The organism is Desulfatiferula olefinivorans (assembly GCF_054657895.1).
The window spans coordinates 1-14,118 of sequence record NZ_BAAHXV010000023.1 but is presented as its reverse complement, the minus strand read 5'-3'; the positions used below and the strand labels follow the sequence as shown (position 1 = coordinate 14,118).

The following is a 14,118-nucleotide window of genomic DNA, read 5'->3' as shown; positions in this document are numbered from 1 at the left end:
GGATTGGAGGAAATATGGATAAGGATACCGCTGTTATATTGACACAATCAAAAAGTACGGGTGTGGCTGTTGTCTTGACTCTGTTATTTGGAGGACTGGGCCTGTTTTATGTGGGTGCAACATCAGCTATTTTCATGACGATAATTGAAGTCATTTTGATGTTCATTACATTCATTACGCTTGGATTTGGCATTGTTCTTCTGCTTCCGTTCCACATTGTGGCTCTTATCCTCGCCATTACCGGTGTGAACAGGCACAATGCCAAATTGATTTCATCGACGTGTGCCAGATAGAATAGTGCCGTTCGATACATAACGGTTGAATGGGAGCGTGTTCTGTAGGGCCATGTCCGCAAACAATAGCGGGCATGGCCTTTTAATTTTGAGTTTACAACAACGGTTGTCCGCTAACTATCTGCAATGACGATCTTTCGATAAGGTTCATGAAAAATGGGGGGGACGTGAAAACAAGACATTTACTGAATAACTCGTGTTTTATTTGGGGCTTGGTCTTTGGTTTGATGATCGCCTTATCAGGATGCGGGAGCAGTGGCGGTGGAGATAACGGCGGAGGGGGCGGTGAGATCCAGACCAGATCTCTTACCGTAAGGGTTGTGAATTCCGATTCTGACCAGGTTTCCCATGCCGTGGTTGTGTTGGGAAAGCCCGATGGTTCCCTGGTATCTTTCGGTGAAACAGATGATCACGGCGAATTCACATTTTCTAATCCTCCGGAAAACGCCACCGTGACAGCGACCTATCGTTATATCGGTTCCGATAATGTGACCCACTATTCATTGATGACATATTATGATGTCAACCTCGCTGAAGTGACTATTCGAGTCGATGACAAAGGTTCTACCCCGCCAACCTTTGTGGGTACAGTGACCATTCATATAACGGACCATGTTGGGGTGGATCATTGGGAATTGAGTGGTGTGTCTTACAGCTATCCGGACTACAATGACTCTTCGTCTGTTGTTATATCGGTATACCAGGATGATTTGCAGGATGACGGAACCCTGTCCTTTGTGGTTATCGGCTATGATTCAGATGACAACCCCCTGGGGTATGGCGTTCTTGTGGATCAATCTTATACCGATGGGATGGATTTGGATTTATCCATAGACAAAATAGATTTCGGTTTACTGAACTTTAATTTTGACAATATCCCTTTAAGTGCCTCATATTTTTATTATTCAATCAACCAGTCATTCGATGAATCAAGCCGATATGAAATTGATGAAAAAAAGATTTTTGGTCCTCTTCCTTCATCGGTTGAGTCTTATTATATACCGTCACTTGGGGATCGTTTAATCTATTCACTTACGTTGATGCTGGACCCGGATGATGATGGTGAAAATGAATCATGGATTGGACTCCACGGCCGATCGGAAACGCCTTCGGAATTTACGGTTGACTTTAGTCGGCCTGTCCCGACGGACTTGTCCATGGCAACGATGGGAACCGGAACCCCAACGATATCATGGAACGGGAATAACACGGATTCCGATGCCATAAATGTCACTCTGTCAAAGTCCGGGGATTCGAAGCGCTTTCATTATACTCTCTACAACCAGCCCTCACGTACGAGCCTTGTTTTCCCCGAACTTCCGGATTCTCTTTCGGCATTCCGGCCCACATGGGCCGACAGCTTTGATGTAATTTGCTCAGATTACACCTTTGCTTCAGGATACAATGACTTTCTTGAAATCATGGGGCAATCCCTCACAGGAGAATGGGTACCTCCGATAGATTATAAAACCATGAGTTCAAAAACCAATTATTCTTTGGATATTACGCCGGATTCATTCAGCTTTACATCGCCCGGTGACGTTTCGGCAAGCACGTTTGTTACATCGGATACAGTCACCGTGAGCGGATTGGATGGAGCGGCTCCCATTTCCATCTCCGGAGACAGCGCAGCTTATTCGATCAACGGCGGACCCTTTATCAATACTCCGGGAACAATTCAAAACGGGGATACAGTTTGTGTCCAGATCATATCTGCATCGACTGAAAACACCACTGTAACGGCTGTTTTGACTATTGGAAATTTCAACTGTTTGTTTTCTGTTACTACGGAATCAGATTCCTTGCCTGCAGACACGATTCCGGATGTCTTTACGTTTCAGTCTCAATCCGGTGTGGGGCTATTCACCATTATCAATTCCAATGAAATTACAATCTGCGGGATCAACACCCCATCGATAATTTCCATATCAGGCGCTGATGCTACCTATTCGATTAATGGTGGTGCTTATACAAATTCTGTCGGAACAGTCAATAATGGTGACAGGGTGACGGTGCGGCTCACATCATCTCCCGACTATGACTCAACAGTTTCAGCCAACGTTAATATTGGTGGCGTTAATGGCTCCTTTGACGTTACGACACAATCGGATACCGTTCCAGAGGATATGACACCGGATGCCTTTGTATTTTTCCCTCGAACAGAAGTGGCATTAAATACAATAATTACGTCAAATCCAATTGAAGTAAGAGGAATAAATGCAGCTACCGTTATTTCCATAACAGGGGAGGATGGAACTTATTCGATTAACGGTGAGAACTATACTGATTTGAACGGAACTGTGAACCCCGGTGATGTCGTAACAGTAAAAGTGACATCCTCATCCAATTATAATTCTATCTGCTCTGTATCGTTGACCATTGGAGATGTTGTGGGCTCCTTTAACGTTACATCCAAATCAAAATGGGCTGTTATTTCCGCTGGTGAGTCACATACGGTAGCCATAAAAACAGATGGTTCTCTTTATGCGTGGGGAAATAATTATTATGCTCAATTTGGAGACGGAACCTGGCATAATACATCAAATGTTCCGATACGTATTGGCACGGATACAGACTGGGAATCCGTGTCAGCAGGATATCATCACACAGTAGCTATTAAAACAGACGGTTCTCTTTATGCGTGGGGGGCAAATAATGTTGGGCAATTGGGTGACGGAACGGATCTTGAAAAACATGCTCCAATACAGATTGGTATGGATACAGATTGGGCTTCAGTTTCAGCGGGCAATGATTACACTATGGCCATCAAATCAGATGGAACGTTGTACGCTTGGGGCTTGAATAGTTACGGCCAGCTTGGAGACGGCACGACAATTAGTCGCTATAATCCGACACGTATTGGGAATGACTCTGACTGGTTTTTTGCGTCTATCCGCGACTCCGTTTCAATAGCTATCAAGAATGACGGTAGTTTATATGCCTGGGGTTACAATAAATATTGCCAACTTGGTGATGGGACGTCTGGTGATAAACATAGTCCGACACGTATCGGAACTGATACCGACTGGCGTATGGCATCTATCGGGAAAAATTTTGTTGCAGCCATAAAAATCGATGGTTCTCTTTATGCCTGGGGTGATAATCATCTGGGCCAATTGGGTGATGGAACCTTTCAATTCAAGTCTGTGCCAACTCAGATAGGCCAGGATAATGACTGGTCGTATATTTCATTAGGTTTTTATCATGCTGTAGGATTGAAATCAGACGGAACGGTATATTCATGGGGATATAATAGTTCTGGCCAGCTTGGAAATAACACGACAATTAATAGAAACACACCCGCTGAAATTGACTTGAATGCAAATTGGGTGTCTGTTTCAGCGGGGGCTTTTCATTCTGTCGGAATAACAAATGATGGTTCGATTTATTCCTGGGGTGGTAATGAATATGGGCAACTCGGAGATTCTAACACAGGCAATAAGGATGGCTTGACGCTTATAACAGCTGATAAAAAATGGATGTCTGTTTCTACAGGGTATGGTTACACACTTGCTGTCGACGAAAATGGCTGTCTCTATTCATGGGGACTAAATGAAAATAGTCAGTTGGGCGATGGTTCAACCATTGGTAAAAAAATTCCAACACGTATTGGTTCTGATTGTGACTGGGCTTTCATTTCTGCCGGGTGGTATCATGCTGTTGCAATTAAGGCAGATGGTTCAATGTATTCATGGGGAGACAATTCTTTTGGCCAACTTGGTGATGGAACCAGTATTGATAAAAATGTACCAACACTTATAGATCGTAATTCTCATTGGACTCATGTATCTGCAGGAAGCGACTTCACGTTGGCTGTAAAAAGCGATGGATCTCTTTATGCATGGGGACATAATTGTTTTGGTCAACTTGGTGATGGAACGACAGACGATAAGCTAACTCCAACGCAAATTGGATCGGAAACAGATTGGTTGTCCGTGTCGGGTGGCGGTACACATTCCATTGGAGTAAGAAGTGATGGTTCTATTTATGCGTGGGGTGGTAATGACAATGGACAACTTGGTAACGGGACAACAGAAAATTCCATCCTCCCAATACGTATTGGAACAGATAACGATTGGTCTTTTATATCATCCGGGTCTGACTTTACCGTAGCGATAAAATCGGAGAATTCCCTTTATGCATGGGGGAATAATTATTCCGGACAACTTGGAGGATTGATAGGAACAATTGTTGATATCCCTACCTGTCTTGGAGAAGATTCAAATTGGAGATCTCTTTCGACAGGATATTATCATACGGCAGCTATTAAAACAGATGGATCACTTTATGTTTGGGGGGATGATGGCTCATCGATTTATAAAAATGGTCCAAAACGACTTGGTGATGAGATTGATTGGAAATTATCGGCGGCCGGGTATGATCACACTGCCGCAATAAATTCTGACGGTTTACTTTATCTCTGGGGTGGGAATAAATATGGCCAACTCGGTGATGACACGGCTTGGAGAGCTTCTCCCTATAAAATTGGGTCAAAAAATGCTTTATCGGAATTTATCTTTACTGATCAAACAGATGTATTAAGGTCCTCAATTGTCACATCAAATGAAATTTCTATCAATGGTTTAATCAACGAAACAGAAATTTTAATATTGGGCGATAATGCTGATTATTCGATAAATGGTGGGGGATTTACCCATGTACCTGGAACGGTAGTTAACGGTGATATGGTCAGGGTACGAGTGGCCTCTTCTCCTGATTATAATACAACAGTATCCGCGTTTCTCACAATTGGGGGAAGCCTTGCAATATTTAGTGTTACGACTGAGTCGGGTAACACTCAAACTGATACAACACCGGATGCCTTTACTTTTAATGCCCAAAACGGAGTAGCAAGAAACACCGCTGTCACGTCTAATACGATCACCGTCAGCGGAATCAATGCTTCCACAGATATTTCGATAGCTGGGACAACTGGAACCTACTCGATCAACGGAGGCGATTACACAAGCGTTGCCGGATTTGTAAACAATGGCGATACCGTCAGCGTGAGACTGGTTTCATCATCAGAGTTTGAAACTGCGGTGACGGCAACACTTACGATCGGAGAGATATCCGATACATTTACTGTGACGACGGAACAACCGGATACCACCCCTGATGGATTTGCCTTTGTCAGCCAGGTTGGCGTTGGCTTGGATTCTATTTGTACCTCAAATGTCATTACAATCAGTGGCGTCAATGACGCCGCAACGATTACAATATCCGGTGCCGGCGGGACGTATTCGATCAATGGCGGGGGCTACACAAGTGCCGCCGGGACGGTAAACAATGGGGATACCGTCTCCGTGAGGGTGCTTTCAGCCTCGGAATATAATACGACGTCATCCGTTAATTTGGTAATTGGTGGCGTTTCCGGCTTTTTTACTGTGACAACCTTAGAGGATTATACACCTCCAGAGGACACGACACCCGATACCTTTTCCTTTGTGGATCAAACGGGTGTGGAAACAGATACACTTATTACATCCAATGAAATTACCGTCACCGGAATCAACTCAGAAACCCCCATTTCAATCTCCGGAGCCGATGGGATGTATTCCGTCAACGGAGGAAGTTATACCAGTGCCTCGGGGATTGTGAACAATGGAGATACGGTCTCGGTACAGCTGACGTCTTCAGCAAGCTACGATAGTTCCGTGAATGCTGCTTTAACGATCGGGGGCGTATCCGGTACATTTACCGTGACGACCGGTTTGGAAGGTATAACAACCGTTATATTGTTTCAGGATGATTTCAATGACAATCAACTGGATCCAAGCAAATGGGACCTTACTGCCGACTTGGGTGTTAGGGTGGCTGAAGAAGATGGGTTTTTAAAACTTGAACAAAACCAGACAGATAAAGGTGGTCGGATTAAATGCCTGCCGTTTGAAGTGTATAATTCCGGTCCAATCAGCATTAAACGAAAAGTTTTGATTCATTATGCAAACAACTATTATTTCTCCGTAATGAATATCGGAAATGACTCTATTGATTCTCCATTAAACTTTGGTGTCACATACCAAAATGATTATTACAGCTCATCAGGAACCGACTCTTGTACGCCAAGGCATGGATTTTGGGTGTTCAAAGAGGATGCACGGGGAGATTGTCCCAACGTCTATGAGAACTGGAGTGACAAAGTTGATCCTGTCTGGGATGCCTGGATTGATGAAGAGTTAATTTACGACCCGGATACCGGGATTGCACAATACTATATCAACAATGTCAAGCAAGTCGAATATGATATCGGTCCGTTTCTGCCTGAGATCAATTCATTGAGTATTTTTATGAATACCTATGGCTGGCATACAGGCCACTACATTTATGTTGATGATTTGATCGTTACACAAAACGTGTCAGATCCTTTTCAAGTCGATACGACCCCCGATGCTTTTACCTTTGTTTCACAAACCGGAGTGTCCATCAGCACGGAGACCACGTCGAATTCGATTGTCATCAGCGGGATCAACGATCTTGCTGTGATTTCAATTTCTGGAGATGGTGCGGCATATTCGATCAATGGGGAGGCCTTTACCTCTGGCGACGGCACAGTGTCCGATGGTGATACCGTAGCCGTAAGACTTACGTCATCATCCTTGTATAATACAACAGTGTCAGCGATTCTGAATGTTGGGGGAATCAATGGATATTTTAATGTAGCGACAGAGCAGGCTGGCACGCCGACAGATACCACACCCGACGCTTTCATTTTTATGTCTCAGTCCGGGGTTTCAACAGACACACCGATTACATCTAATCCGATTACCGTCAGCGGAATCAATGCAGACGCCTCAATTTCAATATCCGGAGCCGATGGGATGTATTCCGTGAACGGCGGAAGCTATACCAACTCCGAAGGTAGTGTATCGAACGGAGATATTGTCACGGTCAGACTTACCTCGTCACCAGAACAGAATGCATCTGTATCAACGGCATTGATTATTGGTGGAGTTTTAAGCTCATTTGTGGTTGATACCGGTTCGGCGTGGATGGCAATCTCCGCAGGTTATTATCATACAGTCGGGTTAAAAGCAGATGGTTCCTTATATTCCTGGGGCTCAAATCTTTGGAATCAGATTGGAGACGGGACCAAGAACGACAGATTATTCCCAGCAAGGATCGGTACAGATACAGATTGGAACCTCGTTTCTGCCGGTTATTCTCACACAGTTGCAATAAAAAATAACGGATCCCTTTATGCGTGGGGTGCAAATGATTCCGGACAGCTTGGTGATGGGACTACCGATGGCAGAGATACACCGACGCAAATAGGAACAGATACTGATTGGGCATATGTCTCCGCTGGCTATAACTACACATTGGCGTTAAAAACAGATGGGTCTTTATATGCATGGGGAAAGAATAATTCTGGAGAACTCGGTGACGGGACAACCGTCGGGAAAAATATTCCAACTCGCATCGGGAATGATTCAGACTGGTTGTTAGTATCTGCCGGTGAATACCATACTGCCGCAATCAAAAATAATGGAACTTTGTATACGTGGGGCCTGAATTATTTTGGTCAATTAGGTGACGCCACCAATGACGATAAATTGGTCCCAACACTCATTGGAACTGATATTGATTGGTCATCGGTTGCTGTCGGATATGGTCACACAGCGGCCATCAAAACAGACGGATCGCTATATGCTTGGGGGCATAATTCAAACGACCAATTAGGGGATGCAACGCTTGATAATAAGAATATACCTATTCGAATTGGTGTTGATACAGACTGGGCAACCGTTGTAGCGGGTGAAAAATATACAGTAGCGATCAAGACGGATAACTCACTTTATGGATGGGGAGACAATTCTTACGGCCAGCTTGGCGATGGGACAATCGTTGAAAAACATGTGCCGACCCGTATTGGTGAAGCTTCGAACTGGAAATTGGTCTCAGTTGGTAGCAGGCATACCATCGCATTAACCATGGACGGCTCACTCTATGGTTGGGGAAATAATTCTTACGGCCAGCTTGGTGATGGGTCAACCGTTGAAAAACATGTCCCAAGGCTTATTCTGAACGATACGTGGCAATCTGTTGCTGTTGGGGTACAACATATCGCCGCTATAAAAACAGACGGTTCAATCTATGCTTGGGGAGCAAACTATTATGGGCAGCTTGGGGATGCTACCGGAAATGATGAATTGATTCCGACACGTATCGGTACCGATACAGATTGGGCTTATGTTGGCGCAGGGATGTACCACACCGTTGCGTTAAAAAATGATGGTTCACTTTATTCCTGGGGTGGGAATGATTCCGGCCAACTTGGAGATGGGACCGAAATCAATAAACTTGTTCCCGTACGCATTGGAACAGACAATGACTGGCGAACTGTTTCTGTTGGAGCCTATCATACGGTGGCATTAAAAAATGACGGTTCACTTTATACCTGGGGCCAAAATACAGATGGACAGCTTGGTGATGGAACAACTGACGATAAAAATACACCAACACGTATTGGGTTGGAAACGGACTGGCTATCGGTTTCGGCGGGATCGTTCCACACATTGGCTGTAAAAATTGATGGTTCGCTATATGCTTGGGGATACAATACGAATGGCCAGCTTGGAGATGGGACCACAGTGTCCAAATATGAGCCGACTCAGATTGGGTCTTCAAACGATTGGAAATCAATTTTAGTGGCAGGTCAGCACAATGTAGCACTCAAAACAGATGGTTCGCTGTATGCCTGGGGTTATAATGCTTTTGGCCAGATTGGGGATGGGACAACAAGTGGTAAGCTCAATCCGATCCAGATCGGAACGGAAACAGACTGGGTCGCCGTGGCCGCCGGATACATGCATACGGCCGCTATCAAAACAGACGGCACGCTGTATACGTGGGGCTATAATGTTTCCGGACAGTTGGGCGATGGAACCTGGGATAATAAAACAGTCCCAACACGCATTGACGAAGATACAGACTGGGCGTTTGTATTTGCCGGTGGATCATCAACCGTCGCTTTAAAAAAAGATGGGACACTGTATTCCTGGGGTGGGAATGAGCACGGCCAGATTGGAGACGGTACAACCGATGGGAAAAATTTCCCGGTTCACATTGAAACTATTGACAATAAATCAGAAGATTATTTTTCTTTCACTGCTCAAACAGGAGTACCCATCAATTCCGTCATTACTTCAGATGAGATTACGGTCAGCGGATTGTATTCTACCTCCAATATTTCGATTGAAGGGGCCGGTGGCACATATTCGATCAATGGTGGAGACTATGTGAACTCTGTGGGAGTCGTTAATAACGGCGACATGGTCCGTGTGCGGGTGACATCGTCATCTTTTTATCTTACAACCGTTGCAACAATTTTGAATATTGCCGGGGCCACAGGTTCATTTTATGTCACCACTGAAAATGAACCGGATGCCTGTCCCGAGGGTGAAAAACTTGTTGGCACTGAATGTGTTCCCAAAACATGCCGGGATGATGGTTATGGTTGTCCGGATTGCCCGCTGACCCATTCATTGGTGTATAACCCGGACGGCAGCGGGTATTGTGAAAGCGCCAATACCGTTGTCATTCAACCTGGACCTGAAACGGGCAAGGATACCGTTTATGGGACCGTGTATTGCCAAAATGGATGCCCGGGCATGCAGGACATGTATGATGGAGGATGGGCCGATTATTATTACAATTTATTTGAGTTTGATCTTACCAGTGCACCGAGCGCCGACGAAACCATCAAGGCCACGGTCACTTTCTATTTTAGTGCGACAAGTAACGATCCGGGATTTCAGATTTTTCGGATTGTCGAACCTTGGGAAGCCGATGCTGTAACGTTGTGGAATAACCCCTCGTCCGAATTTTATAAGGACTTTGGTGAGCCGGTTGTGGCGACGGGTTTTCATACCGTTGACATTACAGATCTTTATCTCGGCTGGCAACGCGGTGACTTTCCAAATTATGGGATTAAGCTGGTTCCGACGCAAAACAATAACACCAACGGTAGCGTTTCATCCAGTAAGAACGATGACCCACAACGCCGACCAATGATTGTCATTACCAAAGAACCAGAGGGTCAAGCGCCATCACCACCATCAAATCTTCAAGCGACAGCCGAGACTGATGGGAACCATGTTTCCTGGGATGAGGTGTGGGGCAATTTCTCGGATGGTGCCATAACGTACAACATCTACTGGGGGAATGAGCCCGGTGTGACACCCCAGAACGGTAACCGGGTTGAAACAGAAGAAACCTCGTTTGTTCATTCCGGTCTTATCAGCGAATTCACCTACTATTACATCGTGACAGCTGAAAATGATTATGGTGAAAGCACACCCTCTCCAGAAGTCCAGGCAATGTCCAGCTGGGCATTCGTCTCAGCGGGGATTCATCATACGGCAGCCATAAAATCAGACGGGTCGCTTTATGCATGGGGGATGAATTATTCAGGTCAGCTTGGTGACGGTACACGTACAAATAGGTATATACCAACTCGAATCGGTACCGATACGAACTGGACCTCAGTCTCAACCTGCGGATACGGAACTGTCGCCTTAAAAAATGATGGAACTCTCTATGCTTGGGGGCAAACTGGTGATGGAGAAACCTATGAACAAAGGATTCCGACGCAGATTGGGACCGATAGTGACTGGGTCGCCATCGCAACGGGATGGAATTATATCATTGCCTTAAAATCAGATGGGTCCCTTTATGCCTGGGGAAATAATAATTTCGGTCAGCTTGGAGACGGTACCACCGTTTCGAAAGACGTCCCGGTTCGAATCGGAGGAGATTCGGACTGGCAGTCGATTTCAGCCGGCGAATATCATTCTGTTGCTTTGAAAACAGACGGATCTCTATATGTCTGGGGCTATAATAATGTCGGCCAGTTAGGGGATGGGACAACGATTTCAAAAAATGTTCCGACCCGCATTGGAGATGAAACGAATTGGCAATCTGTCACACCCGGTTGGGACCATACTGTGGCACTAAAAACAGATGGATCGTTGTATGCCTGGGGAAGCAACTCCTGGGGTCAGATTGGTGATGGGTCATATAGTCAAAAATATGTTCCAACGCAGATTGGAATCGCCACAGACTGGGTTTTTGCAACTGCTGGCCAGTCTCAGTCCGCCGCGATAAAATCTGACGGGACTCTTTTTGTATGGGGGTTTAAGAAGTCCGGTTTGTCTGGGGATAATGTTCCAACACAAATAGGACTGGATACTGACTGGCATTTTGTTTCAGTCTACATCAACCGAGCTCTGGCCATAAAAGACGATGGTTCTCTGTATGGGTGGGGGGATAACTGGTACGGCCAACTGGGAAATGGGCCGACCCTTGACCTGCATGTCCCCACGCGAATCGGAGAAGATAACGACTGGGAATCTGTCTCGGCTGATTATTGTTACTCTGGAGCCATCAAACAGAACGGGTCTTTTTATACATGGGGTGCAAACGGTTATGGACAGCTTGGTAACGGAACAACGGAGGACAAGCATGTACCGACGCTTATGGTTTCCGACATCAACTGGGCTTATCTTTCAGCCGCTTACCATCACATCAGCGCCATCAAAACCGATGGGTCTCTTTACGGATGGGGTGATAATGGATTGGGGCAAATCGGTGACGGCACGAGAGAGAGTCGGTACACTCCGGTCCGTATCGGAACGGATACGGACTGGAAAGCTGTATCCGCCGGGAGTGATCACACCGCAGCCATAAAATCGGACGGATCTATTTATTCTTGGGGATATAATTATTGCGGTCAGTTGGGTGATGGGACAACAACAAGTAAATATAGCCCCACTCGCATCGGTTCAGACAATGACTGGATGTCGGTCGCTGTCGTATCTGATTGCACCTTTGCCTTAAAAACGGATGGATCCCTTTATGCCTGGGGAAAAAATGATCACGGTCAGCTCGGAGATGGGACGACCGATGACAAACATTCCCCGACGAGAATTGGAACGGATACGAACTGGGCATCTGTCTCTGCTGGATATGCTTATACCATAGCGATTAAAACTGATGGTTCTCTTTATACGTGGGGATGTCAGATCGGTACATGGACCAATGAAAATTATGTCCCGATCCGCGTTGGCACAGATAATGACTGGGTTGATATTTCCGCTGGATTCGATCATGCCATAGCACAAAAATCAAATGGTTCAATTTATACCTGGGGAAGTAATACGTATGGGCAACTCGGTACCGCAACGAGTTTGAGGGCTCCGGCTCAAGTTGGGTCTGATACGGACTGGGAATCAATTTCTGCAGGTCAATATCACACCTTGGCAATAAAAAAAGATGGTTCAATATACGCCTGGGGATCGAACGGTTATGGGCAGCTTGGAAATGGAAATGCTTGGCCGATGATACCGGAAAAAATTTAGCTCTCATATTTTTCATAATGTATGAAGCACTTGTTGAGGAAGAATTATGTTATCACCCCTTCACCACCGCAAGCGGCTGGAGGCGGGTTAAGGGGCGGATCAGGTCGAGTTCGGCGGTGATGACGTCGTCGATGTTTTTGTAGGCCTGGGGGGCCTCGCCCAGGTCGAATTCGCCCTTGCCCCGGCCTTTTCGGGCCTTGCTCCAGCGGTCGAAGACCACCTTACCCATGGCCTTGTCGCAGTCCTGGATGGACAGGGTGCGGGAGGCCTGTTTGCGGCCCATGACCCGGCCGGCGCCGTGGGAGCAGGACATGAAGGATTCGGGGTTCCCCAGGCCCTGGACGATGTAGGACGGGGTGCCCATGGACCCGGGGATGATGCCGGTTTCGTTGATGCGGGCAGAGGTGGCGCCTTTGCGATGGACCCAGACGTTCCGGCCGAAATGGTTTTCAAGGGCCGCGTAGTTGTGGTGGATGTTGACGGGCGCATCGAAATCGGCCCGGGGGAACAGCGATGAAAAGGCATCCATAAAGCGGTCCATGATTTGCCGACGGTTTTCCCGGGCATAGGCCAGGGCGAAATTCATGTCATGGATGTAGTTTTTACCCTCGGGACTTTTGACCGGAAGAAAGGCCAGGTCGGGGGAGGGCAGGGCGATGCCGGATCTGTGGTTCAGCAAAAGGGCCGTCTGGTGATAATACTTGGCGATCACGTTGCCCAGATGGCGGGAGCCGGAATGGATCATCAGCCAGATCATCTCGTCGTCTCCGGCCTGGACCTCGATAAAATGGTTGCCCCCGCCCAGGGTGCCCAGGTTTTTTCCGGCCAGGTCTTTGACATGGCCGGAATACCACCCGCGTTTCTCGAAATCGTCAATCGTTTCATCGAGATTCTTCCAGCTCTGACTGCTCCGGTGGGACCGGCCTTCTCCGCAGGGAATCACCGAGCGGATGCGCGTGATCAGTTCCCTCAGTCTTAAACGGTCGGCCTCGGAAACATGAATCGAGGTCCTGACCGCCCCCATGCCGCAGCCGATATCCACGCCCACGGCGTTGGGGATGATGTCGTCCGTACAGGCGATCACCCCGCCGATGGGCATGCCGTAACCGGGATGGCAGTCGGGCATCAGGGCCACATGGCGAAAGACCGAGGGATGCCGGGCAAGATCTTCGGCCTGCTTCATGGCCTCGGTTTCCATGTCCTCACACCAGGATTTGAGCGGTACCCGATAATCGTTTTCTTTTCTGGTCCATTTCATAAAAAATGTCCTTTTGACTGTTTTTGTGTGAAACAAGGATTCATCTTCGCAGGCACATCGAGTGTCCGATGATATACCATACTGTCACGATTGATGCAAAAACAGCTCTCGTCGTTTTTCGTATCGGTTGCTTGGCAATTAGGCGTTTTGTCTGTTGTCATGAAGAACTGTCTTGACATGATCAAAACTATGTTGGTAAAGAGTT

At 46.6% G+C, this 14,118-nt stretch carries 4 protein-coding genes; 2 read left to right on the top strand and 2 right to left on the bottom strand.

Going from position 1 to position 14,118, the window contains the following annotated elements:
• The first annotated feature begins 14 nt into the window (after positions 1-14).
• Positions 15-293 carry a hypothetical protein gene (locus ACYQ11_RS15195; RefSeq protein ID WP_459924657.1) on the top strand — a complete coding sequence of 93 codons (279 nt, stop codon included), beginning with the start codon at positions 15-17 and terminating at the stop codon, positions 291-293.
• A 452-nt stretch (positions 294-745) separates the two neighbouring features.
• Positions 746-12,655 (top strand): RCC1 domain-containing protein, encoded by an 11,910-nt coding sequence (locus tag ACYQ11_RS15190; RefSeq protein ID WP_459924656.1) that lies wholly within the window; start codon positions 746-748, stop codon positions 12,653-12,655.
• 52 nt (positions 12,656-12,707) lie between these two features.
• Here ACYQ11_RS15190 and ACYQ11_RS15185 read toward each other — a convergent pair whose 3' ends face one another.
• Both ACYQ11_RS15185 and ACYQ11_RS15180 read right to left on the bottom strand, forming a co-directional pair.
• Positions 12,708-13,913, bottom strand: coding sequence for an RtcB family protein (locus ACYQ11_RS15185; RefSeq protein WP_459924655.1), 1,206 nt, complete (start codon positions 13,911-13,913; stop codon positions 12,708-12,710).
• The coding region (locus tag ACYQ11_RS15180; protein WP_459924654.1) for a hypothetical protein at positions 13,910-14,118 on the bottom strand (209 nt) is incomplete at its 5' end. The genes ACYQ11_RS15185 and ACYQ11_RS15180, both read right to left, overlap by 4 nt.